Origin of the sequence: Pseudomonas putida NBRC 14164 (assembly GCF_000412675.1) — a bacterium.
In the GTDB taxonomy this organism is placed as follows: domain Bacteria; phylum Pseudomonadota; class Gammaproteobacteria; order Pseudomonadales; family Pseudomonadaceae; genus Aquipseudomonas; species Aquipseudomonas putida.
Genome location: NC_021505.1, coordinates 1,457,904 through 1,475,073 on the forward strand (window position 1 = coordinate 1,457,904; position 17,170 = coordinate 1,475,073).

The 17,170-nt window shown below is 61.5% G+C and carries 15 protein-coding genes; 8 read left to right on the forward strand and 7 right to left on the reverse strand.

Annotation, left to right across the window (positions count from 1 at the left end):
* Positions 1 to 110: 110 nt before the first annotated feature.
* Both PP4_RS06360 and pvdO read right to left on the reverse strand, forming a co-directional pair.
* Positions 111 to 2,567: a TonB-dependent siderophore receptor gene (locus tag PP4_RS06360; RefSeq protein ID WP_016498402.1), complete on the reverse strand. Its 2,457-nt coding sequence runs from the start codon at positions 2,565 to 2,567 to the stop codon at positions 111 to 113.
* A 126-nt stretch (positions 2,568 to 2,693) separates the two neighbouring features.
* Positions 2,694 to 3,554 carry a dihydropyoverdine dehydrogenase gene (gene pvdO / locus PP4_RS06365; protein ID WP_016498403.1) on the reverse strand — a complete coding sequence of 287 codons (861 nt, stop codon included), beginning with the start codon at positions 3,552 to 3,554 and terminating at the stop codon, positions 2,694 to 2,696.
* Positions 3,555 to 3,829: 275 nt separating this feature from the next.
* On the opposite strand from pvdO, the gene PP4_RS29325 reads away from it, so the two are divergent.
* Entirely contained in the window at positions 3,830 to 3,991 is a 162-nt protein-coding gene (locus tag PP4_RS29325) for a hypothetical protein (protein ID WP_167332716.1), read from the forward strand.
* A gap of 116 nt (positions 3,992 to 4,107) precedes the next feature.
* Positions 4,108 to 4,989: a DMT family transporter gene (locus tag PP4_RS06370; RefSeq protein WP_016498405.1), complete on the forward strand. Its 882-nt coding sequence runs from the start codon at positions 4,108 to 4,110 to the stop codon at positions 4,987 to 4,989.
* A 3-nt stretch (positions 4,990 to 4,992) separates the two neighbouring features.
* Here the strand turns inward: PP4_RS06370 and PP4_RS06375 are convergent, their stop codons facing one another.
* Together PP4_RS06375 and PP4_RS06380 are read right to left on the reverse strand one after the other, a co-directional pair.
* The gene (locus tag PP4_RS06375; RefSeq protein ID WP_041167633.1) at positions 4,993 to 5,451 is read right to left on the reverse strand and encodes a DUF4265 domain-containing protein; all 459 of its coding nucleotides are present in this window, start codon (positions 5,449 to 5,451) and stop codon (positions 4,993 to 4,995) included.
* Between the two features lie 13 nt (positions 5,452 to 5,464).
* On the reverse strand, positions 5,465 to 6,340 hold the full coding sequence (locus tag PP4_RS06380; protein ID WP_016498407.1) for a DMT family transporter: 876 nt from the start codon (positions 6,338 to 6,340) through the stop codon (positions 5,465 to 5,467).
* A gap of 284 nt (positions 6,341 to 6,624) precedes the next feature.
* Here PP4_RS06380 and aceK point away from each other — a divergent pair, with 284 nt between their 5' ends.
* The gene (gene aceK, locus PP4_RS06385) at positions 6,625 to 8,334 is read left to right on the forward strand and encodes a bifunctional isocitrate dehydrogenase kinase/phosphatase (RefSeq protein WP_016498408.1); all 1,710 of its coding nucleotides are present in this window, start codon (positions 6,625 to 6,627) and stop codon (positions 8,332 to 8,334) included.
* A gap of 129 nt (positions 8,335 to 8,463) precedes the next feature.
* On the opposite strand, the gene PP4_RS06390 is transcribed toward aceK, so the two are convergent.
* On the reverse strand, positions 8,464 to 9,324 hold the full coding sequence (locus PP4_RS06390) for a DUF6279 family lipoprotein (RefSeq protein WP_016498409.1): 861 nt from the start codon (positions 9,322 to 9,324) through the stop codon (positions 8,464 to 8,466).
* A 147-nt stretch (positions 9,325 to 9,471) separates the two neighbouring features.
* Between PP4_RS06390 and PP4_RS06395 the strand changes: the two genes are divergently transcribed.
* The 4 genes from PP4_RS06395 to PP4_RS06410 all read left to right on the forward strand — a co-directional run bounded on the left by PP4_RS06395 (position 9,472) and on the right by PP4_RS06410 (position 14,531).
* Positions 9,472 to 9,990, forward strand: coding sequence for a sigma-70 family RNA polymerase sigma factor (locus PP4_RS06395; RefSeq protein WP_016498410.1), 519 nt, complete (start codon positions 9,472 to 9,474; stop codon positions 9,988 to 9,990).
* Complete coding sequence (locus PP4_RS06400) at positions 9,987 to 10,928, forward strand: FecR domain-containing protein (protein WP_016498411.1); 942 nt, start codon at positions 9,987 to 9,989, stop codon at positions 10,926 to 10,928. Before PP4_RS06395 ends, PP4_RS06400 begins: the two co-directional genes overlap by 4 nt.
* Positions 10,929 to 11,155: 227 nt before the next feature.
* Positions 11,156 to 13,603 (forward strand): TonB-dependent siderophore receptor, encoded by a 2,448-nt coding sequence (locus tag PP4_RS06405; RefSeq protein ID WP_016498412.1) that lies wholly within the window; start codon positions 11,156 to 11,158, stop codon positions 13,601 to 13,603.
* A 91-nt stretch (positions 13,604 to 13,694) separates the two neighbouring features.
* The gene (locus PP4_RS06410) at positions 13,695 to 14,531 is read left to right on the forward strand and encodes a CvfB family protein (RefSeq protein WP_016498413.1); all 837 of its coding nucleotides are present in this window, start codon (positions 13,695 to 13,697) and stop codon (positions 14,529 to 14,531) included.
* A 5-nt stretch (positions 14,532 to 14,536) separates the two neighbouring features.
* On the opposite strand, the gene PP4_RS06415 is transcribed toward PP4_RS06410, so the two are convergent.
* Together PP4_RS06415 and PP4_RS06420 are read right to left on the reverse strand one after the other, a co-directional pair.
* A complete protein-coding gene (locus PP4_RS06415) occupies positions 14,537 to 14,917 on the reverse strand; it encodes a hypothetical protein (RefSeq protein ID WP_016498414.1) in 381 nt (126 codons plus the stop codon).
* A 190-nt stretch (positions 14,918 to 15,107) separates the two neighbouring features.
* The gene (locus tag PP4_RS06420) at positions 15,108 to 16,580 is read right to left on the reverse strand and encodes a right-handed parallel beta-helix repeat-containing protein (RefSeq protein WP_016498415.1); all 1,473 of its coding nucleotides are present in this window, start codon (positions 16,578 to 16,580) and stop codon (positions 15,108 to 15,110) included.
* A gap of 243 nt (positions 16,581 to 16,823) precedes the next feature.
* On the opposite strand from PP4_RS06420, the gene PP4_RS06425 reads away from it, so the two are divergent.
* Entirely contained in the window at positions 16,824 to 17,003 is a 180-nt protein-coding gene (locus tag PP4_RS06425) for a CsbD family protein (RefSeq protein WP_016498416.1), read from the forward strand.
* Positions 17,004 to 17,170: the final 167 nt, after the last annotated feature.

Consider the following 17,170-nt stretch of genomic DNA (forward strand, 5'->3'; position numbering starts at 1 on the left):
CTATCCAGGTAGGGCAGGCTTGTTGCCCCCTGGGCGGATACTGATTGCCGGTACCGGGAAAAAAAAACGCCCTTCACGAAGAAGGGCGCTGTTCACACTGGCTTGCAGGATCAGAAATCGTAGCGGACATCGAGTGTTGCATTACGTGGTGCACCGTAGTGACCGTAGCTGCCGGCCATGCCGGAGTAGTATTTTTCGTCAAACAGGTTGTTGACGTTGACGGTAGCCGCCAGGTGTTCGGTGACCTGGTAGCGGGCCATCAGGTTGACGACGGCATAATCGTCATCCTTGGCCTTTGCGTTGTTGATGTTGGTAAAGGTCAGCGATTTGCTCGAATCCCAGTTCACGCCACCGCCTATCGTTAACTTGTCCCAATCGCCTTTGAGGTGATAGGTGGTCCACAGGCGGAAGGTGTCCATGGGCAATTGCGTGGTCAGGCGCTCCCCATCGGCATCCTTGGTTTTGGCATGGCTATAACCTGTCTGTACGTTCCAGCCCGGTGCGATCTCACCCGTGACTTCAAGGTCGAAGCCCTTGGTCTTGGCCCCGTCGACTGCGCGATAGGCCGATGAGCCGGTTGGAGTGAGCTGGCCAGGATCGAGTTCGGCAAAATTGTCGCGCTCGACCATGAATACAGCAGCGCTGGTGTTAAGCCGGCCCTGGAAGAACTCGCCTTTCCAGCCAGCTTCGTAGTTCTTGCCGACAACCGGCTCGAGGACTTTGCCATCCTTGTCCATCGAAGTCTGCGGCTTGAAGATGTCGGTGTAGCTGAAGTACACGGATTGTTCAGGCGTCAGGTCATAGATCAAACCTGCGTACGGCGTTACCTGGCCGGTTTCACGCATCTTGCTGACCGTATTGGTGTTGGCGATCAGGGATGTCAGGTCGGAGTCGTAGGTGTACTGCGAAACTCGGGCACCAAGCAGCAGGTGCAGATCATCGGTGACGTTGAAACGGTTGGCCACGTAGTAGCCGCTCTGGCGTGTCTTGATGTTGAAAATCAAGGATGGACGGTAGCCGTCGCGTGCCAGGTAGTTGTCCCAAGTGTAGAAGTTGAAGGTGGCGATCCCGCCCGTCTGGGAGCGGTGGTCATTCTCGTATTCAGAGTAGTTGTAGCCCAGCACCAGATCATGGCTGCGGCCGAACAGGTCGTAGGTGCCAGCGAGATTGACGTCCAGGCCTTTTTGCGTTTGGTCGGCAGAAATCTTGGCCCGCTCGGCGCTTGCCGAACCGGTTGCTTCGTTCAGGTAAGTGACACCCGACGTGCTCCGATACCATCCCAAGTCTGCGTCTCGGTCCACATCCATGTAGTTGGCCACTACCCGCAGCTTCCAGTCGTTCACCAACTGCTGCTCCAGGGTAGCGGTGTAGTTCATGGTCTCGAAATCATCGTACATCCACCGTGCGCCAGAACTGGTGGAGCGGGAGAAATCGGTTTGCTTGCCATTGGTGAACAGCAAAGGAACGCCAGGCGAGCCAGTTGAGCGGTATTTCTGGTAGTCGACGCCAAAACGTACCAGGGTCGTGTCGGTCACATCGGCCTCGACGACGCCATAAAAGATTTCGCGTTTCTGGTCGTACCAATCCATGAATGTGTGGTTGTCTTGCTTGGCCGCAACCATGCGCCCTCGCACATTGCCAGTTTCAGTCAACGGGCCAGAGACATCGGCTTCGCTGCGGTAATTGTCCCAGGAGCCTACGCTGCCCTTGATATAAGACTTGAACTCATGGGTTGGTTTTTTGCGAATCAGGTTGATGACCCCGCCGGGTTCGCCTGCCCCTGTCATGAGGCCTGTGGCGCCGCGGACGATCTCTACCCGGTCGTACAACGCCATGTCCAACAGTGTGCTGGGCATGTTGCGCGTCTGGTTCTCTTGGCTGGTATTGACGCCATCGAACTGGTAGGTGTCGATGGCGCTGCCACGTGAATAGACGTTGAAACGTTCCCCGCCGTCTTGGGAAATGGTGATACCTGGCGTCTGTTTCAGTACGTCGGTAATAGCGCCCAGATGCTGGTCATCCATGCGCTGACGGGTGACAACGGTGATCGATTGCGGTGTTTCACGAAGCGACAGGTTCATTTTTGTGGCCGTGCTTGTCACGCCCGTCGTGTAAGAGCCTGTGCCTTCGGTGGTTGCGTCTAGGCCGACGCTATTGACGTTAGTCGCCGAAAGCTCGACCTGGCCGTCCTTTGCGGCAGAGCCCGCCGTTACCGTCACCGTGTTGCCGTCGATCTGATAACGCAGCCCACTGCCGCCCAGCAGGATGCGCAGCGATGTCGCGAGGTCGTGACGGCCCTTAAGTGCCGAGGACTGCAAGCCACCGATGTCCTCCGGGCTATACAGCAACTGCGTATCTGTCTGCTTGGCCAACGCCTGCAACGCCGAGTTCATCGACTGTGCCGGAATATCCAGCGCCCATTCCTGCGCCTGCACCTGGGCAACCATCGCAGTGGACAACGCCAGACCGATGCCGGCGTGTGACAACGCGTGCCAGGGCCGAAGGGAATGACGGATCAGTAACGCTTTTGCAAGCGGGTTGAGCGGGCCGGGCAAGGACTTGGACATCTATTGCGGTCTCGTTGGCAGAAGGGTTTTTTTAATGTCAGCTATGTGACGCAGCACCTGTGAAAAACCGGAACGATTCTTATTGGCTGTTTTTTTCAGCGGTGCTGCGTTAACCGCGTCACAACTTCACAGTTCACGTGCTACGCGAAAACCGAGGAAGTCGCCGCGGGTTGTCTTGAGGCGGTCATTGCGGTTGGCCGAGCGGGAGAAAATTGGCGGCTCGCCCCAGTCGTTGCCACGCATGTGCGCGCGGATACATTTCGGGTCCTGAATCCAGGCGCTGCCGTCGGTGGGGGCGCCTTCATAGCTTTCGTGGTAGCAGTCGGCAACCCATTCGTAGACGTTGCCGTGCATGTCGTACATGCCAAAGGCATTGGCCGGGTAGCTGCCCACTGGGGCTGTGTAGGTGTAGCCATCGCGTGGGCCGTAGGTGTTGGCGTGCTTGCTGATTTCGTACTTGCCCGGCTCGTCGAAGGGGAAGGGGAACGGACCGGTGGAGCCGCCGCGGGCGGCGTATTCGCGCTCGGCCTCGCTGACCATGCGGTAGGGCTTGCCGGTGGTCTTGGCGAGCCACTGGGTGTAGGCCTGAACTTCGTCGTAGTCCACGCACACCGCCGGCTGGCGGGGCCCTTGCTTATAGGTCGGCTTGCTGGCCTCGCACCAGCGGCCGGGGCGGTCGTCGCCGCTCTTGATGACGGTGCCGGTGGCCTTGATGTAGGCGTCCAGCTCGGCGGCGGTCACCTGGTAGCGGCTCATGGCGAAGGGCTTGGCGAAGGTCACGGTGTGCAACGGGCCTTCGTCGGGCTGGCGGCCGACTTCGTCGTCGGGGGCGCCCATCACGTAGCTGCCGGCGGGTAGCACGACCATTTCCGGGCAGTTCTTGCAGTCCTTGAAAACATCACCGGGCTTGGCGGCGTGGGCGTAGGCGCTGACCAGCAGCAGGCAGGTGATCTGGGCTGGCCGGTAGAGCCAGGCTTTTGCGTTCATGGGTGATCCTCGGAACGGGTGAATGCGTGCTGCGTTTCGCATTCAGACGAGCCGGAGCGATGGAAAATTAACCAGTGGCCAATCGGATGTGGCCTGTGTAGAAGCAGCCTTATGCTGCGAAAGGGCCAGTGCTGCCTCATACATATGTGCAGGGAGTGATGGCCTCTTCGCGGCACAAGGCTGCCCCTGCACAGGAGTGTGTCGGCCTGGTAGTTGCCAGCCATGTGGCACCGGGCTATAGTCCAACCCACTGTTCTCTTCCCGAAGACCTGTTCATGCCAGCCAGCCCTTCCACCACATGCTTTGCCATCGCGCCAGTCGCGGGCATGGTCGTGCGTGGCAGCCAGCAGCCGGTCATGATCAGTCACTACCCACCACCTGTCAGTGGCGTTGTAGGCGGCGTAGCTCCGCCTCCTTGCGTGGTCGTGCTGGGCTGATCGGCTGCTTGCCGAACCCCTTCGCACACGCAACCTACTGAACACGGTCGGCTACTTCCCTCGCTGAAGCGCACGCCGTCCGTTTGGCTTTCCTGCCTACTATCAGGTGGCAATACATGTCTGTCTTTACCAAAGCATCCGTGGCCTCGGCGGCCACTACCAGCCTGTTCGTCCTGCTGTGGAGCAGCGGGGCGATCGTCTCCAAGCTGGGCCTGGCGCATGCCAGCCCGTTCGCCTTCCTGCTGTTGCGCTCGGCGCTGGCCTTGGCCGGCCTGCTGCTGATCGGCCCGCTGCTGGGGCTGCGCTGGCCGCGCAGCCGTGTAGCCATCCTGCGCGCCCTGGGTACCGGGTGTGTGCTGCTCGGCGCCTACCAGATCTTCTACTTGCTGGCGCTCAACACCCATGTCACCCCTGGCGTCATGGCCACGGTCATGGGGGTACAACCGATCCTCACCGTGGTGCTGATGGAGCGTCAGCGCTCGTGGAGCCGTCTGTTCGGCCTTGGGCTGGGGTTGGCTGGCTTGATCATGGTGGTCTACCAGGGCATCAACCTGGGCGGGGTCTCGCTGGCGGGAATGCTGTTTGCCCTGTTGGCGCTGGCCAGCATGACCTTGGGCTCGATCCTGCAGAAGCGCATCACCGATAACCCTATGGGCACGCTGCCGTTGCAGTCCCTGGCCGGCTTTGCCATGTGCGCGGTGTTCGCACCGTTGCAACCGCTGCATGTCGAGTGGACCGGCGGCTTTGTCGGCGCGCTGCTGTGGATGGGCCTGGTGGTTTCGTTGCTGGCGACCTTGCTGCTGTACCGGCTGATCGCCAAGGGCAACCTGGTCAATGTCACCAGCCTGTTCTACCTGGTGCCGGCGGTGACCGCAGTGATGGATTTGCTGATCTTCGGCAACCGCCTGGCACCGCTCAGCCTGCTGGGCATGGGGTTGATCGTGGTGGGTCTGCTGTTCGTGTTTCGCAAGCCCGCCGCACGCCTTGCCCAGGCGTAGGCCCTAGCGGAATTCTTCGGGGATGGTGTGGCGTAGCACGCCTTCCTCGAAGTCCAGCAGCCCAGCTTCGCGCTGGGTGAGCAGGTAGTAGAGCAGGGTGTCGAGCGAACGTTGCGGCGGGACCTCGACAGCCAGCATCTTCACGGCCTGCTCGGTTTCGCAGTTGCAGCCGAAGTCCTGCAAGGCCGCACTTACCTGGTCCAGGGTTTCCGGGGGCTTTACTAGCACCCGGAACACTGAGCTGCCGCTGCTGCTGCGCAGTGCATCGAACCAGGTTTCGCCGTTTTCTTCACGGGTGGTGATTACATCACCTGGTGCAATGCCGTAAACATGGAAGGGGATGTTGTCGACGGCATAACCACCTTCCACGGCCTTGGCCCACAGGCCCTCGACCGAGGCCGGCGGGTAGCCGTTCTCGTCCTGTTCCAGGCGGAACAGGACCTTTTTGTACATGCTGTTCATCGTGGGCCCCGCTTCAGTTGCGCGCCGGGCGCAGCACCAGCCACAGTGCCATGCCAATCAGCAAGCCGCCGTACAGGTGCCCCATGGACAGCGACTCGTCCAGTAGCCACGCCCCCCACAATACACCGAACACCGGGATCAGGAAGGTCACGGTGCTGGCCTTTACCGGTCCGATTTCTTCCAGCAGGCGGAAGTACAGGATGTAGGCGAACGCCGTGCACAGCAGGCCCAGGCCCAGCAGCGACAGCCATACCTGCCAGCCGCCCCAGCTGGCGGGTGGCTGGCTCAGCGCGCTCCAGGCGAACAGTGGGCTTAGCAGCAAGGTGGCGCCGAGCATGCTGCCCAGCGCTGACAGGCGGCTGTCCAGGCCGCTGACCCAGCGGCGGGCAAGGAAGCCGGCAAAGCCGTAGCAGGTGGTGGCCGCCAGGCAGGCGAGGGCGCCCTGCACCAGGGCCATGTCCAGCGCCACTGGCCCGGCGCCGCTGAGGATGCCGACGCCAAACAGGCCAAGGAAGATGCCGCACATCTTGGGCAGGGTCATGGGCTCGCGGAAGAACAGCATGCCGATCAGCACGCCCATCAGTGGTGTGGTGGCGTTGAAGATCGCCGAGTAGCCGGCCGGCAATACCTGAGCGGCAACGGAATAGAAGGTGGCCGGGATACCGGAGTTGATCATGCCCAGCACCAGGCAGGCACCCAGCTTGCCCTGGAAGTCCCAGCGCACGCGGGCGGCCGCGACGATGCCGATCAACCCCAGGCAGGCAATGGACACACGGAAGAATGCGGTCGGCACCGTGCCCAGCTCGGGGGCGATGATGCGCATGAACAAAAAGCTCGCCCCCCAGACGGCAGCAAGTGTCAGCAGGCGGGCTAGGGCGATGGGGCTCACGGCGGTCTCCGGGTACAGGGCAGGGCGCGAGTGTACGCCAGGGGGCGGGGGGATTCTTGTGCTTTCTTGCGGTGCAATCCATTGCGCTCTGCACGGCCCTTGCAGGAGCAGCCTTGTGCTGCGAAGAGGCCGGTACAGGCGAAAAATACCTGTGCTTGTACCGGCCTCTTCGCAGCACAAGGCTGCTCCTGCAAAGGCCATGCAGGCCTTCGAGGTGTGGCATTAACCCATGATCACAAGGGCGGCTAAGCTCAGTACTCAATCTTTGCACCGAGGCCCACCGCATGACCCAGCACTGGCCTGCCGGCGAGATCGCCCGGATGATCCTCGATGGCTTCGACGACTACCGCGAGCATTTCCGCCGCATCACCCTCGGCGCCCGCGAGCGCTTCGAGCAGGCGCGTTGGCAAGACAGCCAGCGGGCAGCCGCCGCTCGGATCAACCTTTACGAACAGAAGGTCGGCGAGGTCAACGGCTGGTTGCGTGATGCGTTCGATGACGAGGTGCTGCTGGAGGTCGAGCAGTGGCCTCTGGTGAAAAGTGCCTACATACGCTTGATCGACCCGCGCCTGGACGATGAATTGTCCGAGACCTGGTACAACTCGTTGTTCTGCAGCCTGTTCAGCCATGACCAGATCAGCGACGGCTGCATGTTCATCCACACCACCCGGCCGTCCATCCGCAGCCACCAGCGCGCCACACAAACCTGTACCTACCGCCCCGATGGCAATCTGCAGGGCCTGCTGCGGGCGATTCTTTCCGACTACGCATTCGCCTATGGCGACCTTGAAAGCGACGTGTCGCGCCTTGAAGAGCAACTGCGCGAGTGCCTGCCGGATTGGGTTTGCAAAGACCCGACGCTGGCGGTGGAGCTGTTTTCGCCGGTGCTGTACCGCAACAAGGGTGCCTACCTGGTCGGCCGGCTGTACAACAGCGACGAGCAGTGGCCGCTGGTGATACCGCTGCTGCACCGCGAAGGGCATGGTATCGAGGCCGATGGCCTGATCACGGACGAGGCCGAGGTGTCGATCATCTTTTCCTTCACCCGCTCCTATTTCATGGTCGATGTGCCGGTGCCGGCAGAGTTCGTCAACTTCCTCAAGCGCATCTTGCCGGGCAAGCACATTGCCGAGCTGTACACCTCCATCGGCTTCTACAAGCACGGCAAGTCGGAGTTCTACCGGGCGCTGATCAACCACCTGGCCGGCAGCGAAGACCGCTTCGTCATGGCGCCTGGGGTGCGCGGCATGGTCATGAGTGTGTTCACCCTGCCGGGCTTCAACACCGTGTTCAAGATCATCAAGGACCGCTTCTCGCCCTCAAAAACCGTTGACCGCGCCACCGTGATCGATAAATACCGGCTGGTAAAAAGCGTTGACCGCGTGGGGCGGCTGGCCGATACCCAGGAGTTTGCCGATTTTCGCTTCCCACAGGGCAAGTTCGCGCCGGAGTGCCTGGCCGAGCTGCTGGAGGTGGCGCCGTCGACGGTAATACTGGAGGGTGACACGGTACTGATACGCCACTGCTGGACAGAGCGGCGCATGACGCCCTTGAACCTGTACCTGGAGCATGCCAGCGAAGGCCAGGTGCTGGAGGCGCTGGAGGATTACGGCCTGGCCATCAAGCAGTTGGCGGCGGCAAACATTTTCCCCGGTGACATGTTGCTGAAGAATTTTGGTGTTACCCGCCATGGGCGGGTGGTGTTTTACGACTATGACGAGATCAGCTTCCTGACCGAGGTAAACTTCCGCCATATCCCGCCACCGCGTTACCCGGAGGACGAGATGTCGGGCGAACCGTGGTACTCGATCGGGCCCCACGACGTATTCCCCGAAGAGTTTCCGCCGTTCCTGTTTGCCGATATTGGCCAGCGACGGTTGTTCAGCCGCTTGCATGGGGAGTTGTATGACGCGGATTACTGGAAGGGGCTGCAGGCGGCAATTCGCGAGGGGAAAGTGATTGATGTGTTTCCGTACCGGCGCAAGGCCCGGTAAATGCTTGGCCTGTCTTGGCCCTATCGCCGGCAAGCCAGCTCCCACAGGCTTCCCACAGGGCTGAGCTTTCTCCGGGACCTGTGGGAGCTGGCTTGCCGGCGATAGGGCCAAGACAGGCAACCAGTGACTTCAACCCTTCAAACACTTCAATTCACTGAAATCAGTCCGCACCTTGCCCAGCTTTTCTTGCAAGAACCGCCGCTGTCGCGGGGTACTCTGCTGCACCAGGTCCACCAGCAAACTGCGCGCCTGTTGTTCGGTATTTTGAAACGCTGAGCGGTATTCAGGCGTCCATAAACTCTCCTTGCGTTGCAGCAGTGTCGCCAGGCGTGGCTCGAAGCTGGCGTCGTTGCGCTGGTTCATCGCCAGCAACAATTGCTGCTGCCAGTGGGCGCGGTTGGCGATCCATTCGCGGTTCTGGTCGCCCAGCGCTGCGGACCAGGCCTGCACCCGCTGCTTCTGCGCTGCGGTCAACTCGCCAAACCACGGGGTCAGGCGTTTCTCCATGCGCTCGCTACGCCGGGCGATCTGCTTGGGCAGCGGGGTATCCACGTACTTTTTCTGCCGTTCGCTGATGTCCTCGCGGAACGCCTCGCGCATTTCCGCCACCTGGCTGTCGCTCATGCCGCGCAACAGTTCCGTGGCCGACGGGGTGATCTCCTCTGCCACCCGGCCAATCGCCTCACGGGCCTCGCGGGTACGTTGCTCCAGCGCCTGGTCGGTCACCTGGCCATCGGCGACCATGCCGCGTACCCGGTCCAGCCAGTCGATGTAGCCGGGCAGCTGGGTCTTGCAATGCCAGGCCAGGTGTTCGCGCAAGCGGTCGTCGAGCAAGGCCTTCTGCTCGCTGTTCATGTCCAGGTAATCGCCCAGCGACCATGGCACCAGGCGGTCCAGGTTGCGGTAGGCCAGGTCGATGCGGCTGCAGGCGGCCAGGGCCAGGGCGAAGCCGAGGGTGATAAGCAGGGCTTTGGACAGGCGTGCAGGCATTTGCTGTTCCTTGCAGTGGCGGCCAATCGGTAGAGGTAAGGGTAGCCGCAGGGTTCCATTGCATCGCAGCAATGGCGATTCCCTTCCATCGGCAATCTCACTATTATTGCGACTAATTCTTATCCGCATCGTTACAAGGATGATTGCGTGTACAAGGTCCCGCCTGCACCGCACGATGACATGCACTGCCTGTACCGCGACCACAGCGGCTGGCTGCAAGGCTGGCTGCGCCGGCGCCTGGGCGACCGGGAGCGGGCGGCGGACCTGACCCAGGACACCTTCGTGCGCCTGATCGCCAGCACAGTGGCCCACCCGTTGCGTGAGCCACGCAATTTTCTGGCGACGGTGGCCAAGCGGGTGATGGTCGACCATTTGCGCAGGCGCTCGCTGGAGCAGGCCTACCTGGAGGCGTTGGCACTGGAGCCGGAGTTGCTGGAGGTGTCTGCCGAGCAACGGGTGATCCTGCTGGAAACCTTGTTGCAGCTCGATGCCATGCTGGACGGCCTGAACCACAAGGTGCGCCAGGCGCTGTTTCTGTCGCACCTCGAAGGCTTGAGCTATGCCGAAATCGGCGAGCGCCTGGGGGTGTCTGTAAGTTCGGTGACCAAATACATCGCCAAGGCCACCGAACGGTGCCTGCTGTTCGCGCTGGATGCCGAGCTGTGAGCCCGGCGCAGCAACGCCAGGCGCTGCGCGATGCGGCGCAGTGGCATGCCCGCTTGAGTGCCGGGCCGGACTACCCGGCGCTGTATCAGCGTTGGCAGGCGTGGCACCAGGGCGACCCTGTTCATCAGTGGGCCTGGCAGCGGCTGGAGGCCTTTCACGCCGAGCTGTGCAGCGTGCCGGCGACCGTGGCGCAGCGCACGTTGTTGGTGGAACAACCACTGGCAGGCAGGCGTACCGTGCTCAAGGGCCTGGTGCTGGGCCTTGGCGTGTCGGGCCTGGCCTGGACTGGCTACCGGCAGACGCCGCTGTGGCTGGCCGATGTGCGCACGGCCACGGGCGAGCGGCGTCAGCTGCGGCTGGAAGATGGCACCCAGCTCACCCTGAACACGGCCAGTGCCGTGGACATCCGCTACGACCACCAGCAGCGCCTGATCATCCTGCGTGCTGGGGAAATCATGGTGACCACAGGCAAGGATGCACGACCACTCAGCGTGCGCAGCCAGCAGGGCGAGATGCGCGCGTTGGGTACGCGTTTTGTCGTGCGCCAGCTGGACGGGCAGACAGAACTGGATGTGCTTGAGCATGCCGTTGCCGTGCGCAACCGGGCAGAGCCTGAACCGTTGCGGGTGGAGGCGGGCATGAGCCTGCGCTTTGGCTCAGGGCAGCTGCCCGCGCCACAGTTGCTAGACCCGAACCGGGACGAATGGATCAATGGGCGGTTGGTGATCGACAACTGGCCGCTGGGTCGGGTGCTGGATGAGTTGCAGCGCTATCGCCCGGGCTTCATCGAGTGTTCGAAGGAGGTTTCGCACCTGCGCCTGTCCGGGGCCTTCCCGCTGGACGATACGGCACGCGCACTGGACGCCATCGCCCAGGCGCTGCCAGTGCGGATCGAAACCCGCACGCGGTTCTGGGTGCGGGTACGGCCTTTAGCCTGAACCTGGGATTGGGGCTGCTGCGCAGCCCTTCGCGGGCGCGCCCGCTCCCACAGGGGGCAAGGCTGTTGCAGTAAATGTGGGAGCGGGCATGCCCGCGAAGGGTCTCAAAGCGACCCCATAGTGCAGGAAACAGTTTTTTAAAATATTTCTCGTTTGCATTGTCGGTTTTCCGGTTTCACACGACCCCTCCTGCAAACCGCCACCACTGGCCTTTGAAGGAGCCCCCCATGCACCCCCGTGTTACCCGCCACAGCTACCCCAGAAAACCCCTCGTTGTCGCCATGTTCAGCGCCGCCTTGCTGCTGCAGGCCGGGGTAGTTCATCCACTGACCAGCGCCGGGCAAGCCAGTGCCGCCGAAGCCGCTCGCAGCTATGCCATCGCCGCAGGGCCACTGGGTGCGGTGCTCAGCCGCTTTGCCAGCGATGCCGGGGTGGTGTTGTCGTTTGAAGCCGAACTGACCCAGGGCAAGCGCAGCCCGGGTTTGCAGGGGACATACAGCGTCGAGCAAGGTTTTGCCCGGTTGCTGGCCGGCACTGACCTGCAGGTGATGGCCGCGAGCAATGGCAATTACGTGCTGGTGCCACGCTCGACGGATGGAGCGCTCGAACTGGGCGCGACAAGCATCAATGCCATGGGGCTGGGGGCTATAACTGAGGGGACCGGGTCCTATACGACCGGATCGACCAGCACGGCGACCAAGATGAACCTGTCGATCCGCGAGACGCCACAAACGATTACCGTCATCACGCGCCAGCGCATGGACGACCAGCACTTGGCGAGCATGACCGATGTGCTCAATCAAACTCCGGGCATCACCATGTCCCAGGATGGCGGCGAGCGCTTTAACATCTATTCGCGTGGCAGTGCGATCAACACTTACCAGTTCGATGGTGTTACCACGTTTCAGGACAACCAGACTCGCAACATGCCCAGCACCTTGCTGGATGTGGCCCTGTATGACCGAGTGGAAATTGTCCGCGGTGCAACGGGCCTGATGAGCGGTGCCGGTGACCCCAGTGCGGTGGTGAACCTGATCCGCAAGCGCCCGACGCGAGAGTTCAAGTCCTATATCCAGGGCGGCGCCGGCTCCTGGGACTACTATCGCGCCGAAGCCGATGTTTCCGGCTCCCTGACCGAAGAGGGCCACGTGCGTGGACGTTTTGTCGCCGCGCAGCAGAACAACCATACCTTCATGGATTGGTACACCCAGGACCGCAGCATTCTGTATGGCGCCCTGGAAGCTGACCTGACCGATACAACCCTGATTCGATTCGGCATTGACCGGCAAACATACAAAGTCAACGGAGCGTCGGGTGTTCCGCTAATTTTCACCAACGGCCAGCCCACCCACTTTTCCCGTTCGAACAGCTCTGACGCTCGCTGGGGTTACGATGACTACGAAACCACCAACTACACCATGACGCTCGAGCAGCAACTGGCCAACGACTGGCAGCTGAAAGTATCGACCCTTTACATGGACGTTGATCGCAACACGTTCTCTTCGTACGTTTCGACCAGAACCAACACCTCGTACCTGCAACCTGATGGCTCGACGACCATCAGCGCTGGTGTGGCTTCAGCAGATCAATACCAGAAAGGTGCAGACATTTCCCTGCAAGGGCCTTTCCAGCTGTTTGGACAGGCCCACGAGATCATCGTTGGTTACAACTACCTGGAATATGAAAACAAACACCGCGAATACGCCGGGCCTGATCAGGACATCAACTACTTCACCTGGGAAAACGTGACACCCAAGCCAGGCAAAGACGAGCTTTCGCCAAGCATCAAATACGATATCTTCAACCGTCAAAGCGGTTACTACGTTGCGGGGCGGTTCAATTTCACCGATGACCTGCACCTGATTCTGGGCGCGCGGGCGTCCAACTATCGCTTCGACTATAGCCTTGGCATCATCGATAGCCCCAACGCGCCGAGCACCTACAACATGAAAGAACATGGTGTGGTGACGCCGTATGCAGGCCTGGTCTACGACCTGACAGATGAGCAATCGGTGTACGTCAGCTATACCGACATCTTCAAGCCACAGAGCAATATCGACGCTAGCGGCAAGCCACTTGACCCGGAGGTCGGCAAGAACTACGAAATGGGCTGGAAAGGCGAATTCCTGAATGGCCGCCTGAACGCCAACGTTGCCGTCTACCTGGTCCAAAGGGACAACTTCGCCGAGGAGACCACCGAACCTGCGCCGAATGGCGGCAATGCGTACAAGGCGGTTGATGGTGCGGAAACCAAAGGCGTGGACCTGGAGCTCTCGGGTGAAGTGCTGCCCGGTTGGAATGTATTCGCCGGTTACAGTCACTCCCGCACCGAGGATGCTGCTGGCAACAGGCTGACCACTCAGTTGCCAATGGACACGTTCCGCTTTTGGAACACCTATCGCCTGCCAGGTGACTGGGAGAGGCTGACCGTGGGAGGTGGCGTGAACTGGAATTCCAAGTCCACGCTGCAATATGCGCGCTACAACAGTCATGTCACCCAGGATGACTACTTCGTCACCAGCTTGATGGCACGCTACAAGATCAACGATAACCTTGCCGCCACGTTGAACGTAAACAACCTCTTCGACAAGAAGTACTACGCCGGCATGGCTGGCAGCTATGGTCACTACGGTGCCCCACGTAACGCCACGGTGACGCTGCGTTACGACTTCTGATCCTCAGGATCAGGGGGCAACCGTCCGGAAGCTTTGACACCACCCCGTGTCTGTCTGGAAAATAGCCCCCTTGTCTTGAGGATCATCGGAAATGGCTCTGCTTGGGCGTTACAACAGTTTGCAAATCGTGAAGCACGTGGACTTCGGCCTGTACCTGGACGGCGGCGCCGATGGCGAGATCCTGCTGCCGGGGCGCTACATCCCGAAAAACGCCGAAACCGAGGTGGATGACTGGCTGAACGTATTCATCTACCTGGACAGCGAAGATCAGCTGATCGCCACCACCGAAAAGCCCAAGGTGCAGGTGGGGGAGTTCGCCAGCCTCAAGGTCAAGGACATCAACGGTGCCGGCATCTTCCTGGACTGGGGCCTGCCCAAGGACCTGCTGATGCCGTACTCGGAAGAGGCACGGCAGCTGAAGATCGGCGATTACTGCGTGGTGCACGTCTACCTCGACAAGCGCACCCGCCGCATCACCGCCACGTCACGCCTGGACCGTTACCTCGACGTCACCCCGGCCGACTACAAAGTCGGGCAACCGGTCGAGTTGCTGGTGGCCGGCGAAACGCCGATGGGCTTCAAGGCCATCATCAACAACCGTCACTGGGGCCTGATCCACAAGAACGAGGTGTTCAAGTTCCTGCGTTCGGGCATGCACGAGAAAGGCTTCATCAAGGAAGTGCGCCACGACGGCAAGATCGCCCTGAGCCTGCAACCGGTAGGTGCGGCCCTGGCCGACAGCCTGCAAGAGCAGATCATGGCGCGCCTGGAGGCTGAAGGCGGGGTGTTGGGCGTGTGCGACAAGAGCGACCCGGCCCTGATCAGCAAGCTGTTCAACGTCAGCAAGGGCAACTTCAAGAAGGCCATCGGCGCGTTGTTCAAGCAGGGCCTGATCGTCATCCATGACGATCGCATCGAAAAGGCCTGACGGCCTTACGGCTGTACGAAGTTGCGGAAGTCCAGCTGCTCGCCACCCGGACGGGTGTCGCGCAGCAGCGAGTCGCGGTCGGCGCTGAGGGCCAGGCTGATGGTGGAGCGGCGCTTGCCGGGCTTGCGCACTTCCATCTGCTCCAGGTGAGCCTTGAGGAAGTTGGTGGGCACTTTCAGGTGCTGCAGCTCATCGCTCTCTGGCGTGTGCAGCAGCAGGTTGACCCAGTCGGCCTGGCCCTTGCCCAGCAGCTTCACGGGCACTTCGAACCACCACAGGTTGCGTTTGTTGTCCAGGATGGCGAACAGGGTGTTGCTGCTGTTCAGCACCGGCTTGGCCAATGCTTCGTTGCGCCGGGCGATGGCGGCGGGTTTGTCGAGTTTCATGCAGGTTCCTGCGGGTTGACGCTATGAAGGCCTGCATTGTGAGGGGTGGCAACGGGCGGGGCAAGGTTTGTAACTTGCGGTGCCTGTGCCGGCCTCTTCGCGGACTCGCCCGCTCCCACAGGTTTACCACGGGTTTGTAAACCGTGCGGTCCCTGTGGGAGCGGGCAAGCCCGCGAAGAGGCGGGAAGCCTTACCGCCGAACCGGCAGGCTCAACTCGGAGGTTGCCCCATCGGCAGTGGTTACGGTCGCGGTAAAGCTGCGCAACCCACCGATGTTCTCCAGCACTTGTGCAAACCGCGCTTGCCCCTGTCTGTCACTGTTCACCAGCACCTCCCCGAGGTACTGCTCCGCCTCGGTGCCATTCGCCTCGGCATTGCCAAAGAACTCCACCCGCAGCAGGCTCGATTCCGGCCCCTGTACTTCACCGCGCAACACATTGCCTTCCAGCGCAATCAGCCTTGGCGCCTGCTGGTTATGGTTGGGCAGCGGCTGGCAAGGCTTGGGCTCGCCGTTGGCATCGCAGATGATCGCCTGGTCTTTCTTCGGCAAGTCGGCGCCCACCCCGCGCGAACCTACATACAGCGCATGCGCCTGCGCAGGCACGCCAAACACGATGGCGCCGGTGCGTTGGCCCGGCACGCACGAACCGCCCGCTTCACAGCGGCGGATATCCTGGCTGTTACCCCAGATGCGGTTGCCGCTCAGGCGCGTGGCGGTAGCATCCGGTTCCGGGCGCAGTGCAACGCCGATGCGGTTGCCGTGGATCAGGTTGCCGTCGAGGATGTTGCCCTCGCCGGTGACGCTGACGCCGATCGAGTTGCCGCTGAAGGTGTTGGCCGCCAGGTAGTTGCGCTTGCCCCAGTTGATCTGCAGGCCGTCGGAGTAGTTCTCGAAGCGGTTGCGCACCACGCTGTTGTCGTTGCCCAGCAGAATCTCGATACCCTGCGAGGGTTCGGGGTTGGCCGCCGTGGAGCGGAACAGATTGTCGGCCACCAGGTTGAATGCCGCTCCGCGGGTCAGCTCCAGGCCGTCGCCATTGTCGATCAGTTGGTTGCGCAGCACCTTGTTGTTGTTCGTGGTGGTGGCGGTGGGGTTACCCGCGCCGTCGTCACCGGTCAGCATGATGCCCGCGCCACCTTTGTTGGCGACGATGCGGTTGTCTTCGATCACGTTGCCGCTGGCGCGGTTGACCAGGATGCCGATGCAGAAGTTGCGCACTTCCAGGCCGCTCAGGTGCACGCCCTGGGTGTCGCGCAGCACCAGCCCGGGGTTGGTGGTGGTGCGCACGTTAGTGCCGAACTGGCCGGGCAGGGCGCCGGGGCAGGTACGTACGCCCTGGTCCTTGATGTAGGCCGAACCGTCGATGGCGATGTATTGGCCATCGCGGGCCCAAGGCAGGCCGGTGATGCGCACCGGGCCCTTGATTTCCGGCAGCGCACGGCTGGGGCGGATCACGTAGGGCGGCTGGCCGACGGCGGCAATGTCGATGCTGTAGTGGCCGGGGTTCTGGTTACTGGTTTCGATGGCCCAGCGCAGCGAGCCGAGCTGGTCGTCGTCAGCGTAGCGCTCGACACGCAGGGTTTCGGGGTTGGCCGGTGCGGCGGCCAGGGCGGGCAGGGGGAGCAGTGGCAGCAAGGCCACCAGCGCAGGCATCAGACGCATGGGTGCGGGTATCCGGAAAACATTGTTTTTATCGAGTGTCAGCCTGCTCTGGGCGGACGTTTGCGGGCATTTTAGGGCAGCGATGCCAGCTGCGTAGGTGCGCCGGGGGGATTTGGTGCGGTATTCGCCCGCAGTTTTACCGCTCGGCTTGTGACTGGAAAATCCGTTGAAACTCCCGGCGAGGGTAGTGGGTCCACCTTCTGTCGACACGGTTCACGTGTCTCCATTTGCAGGAGTTTTGCCATGAGCGGTACTAAAGACAAAGCGAAAGGTCTGGCCAACGAAGCAATCGGCAACGTGAAACAGGGTGTTGGCAAGGTGACCGACAACGACAAGCTGCGCGCAGAAGGCAAGGCGCAGGAGTTGAAAGGCGAGGCGCAGCAGGTCAAGGGCGATGTAAAGGATGCAGTGAAGAAGCCTTGATTTGAGGCAACCTGAACCGGCCTCTTCGCGGGCACGCCCGCTCCCACAAGTACCTGGCTGTGGGAGCGGGCGTGCTCGCGAAGAGGCTGATACAGGCTTACACAATTTTGATGCATTGGCCGGGAGCAGCACAGCAGCGGTATGGTCTATTAGACTTGTCTGTTGAA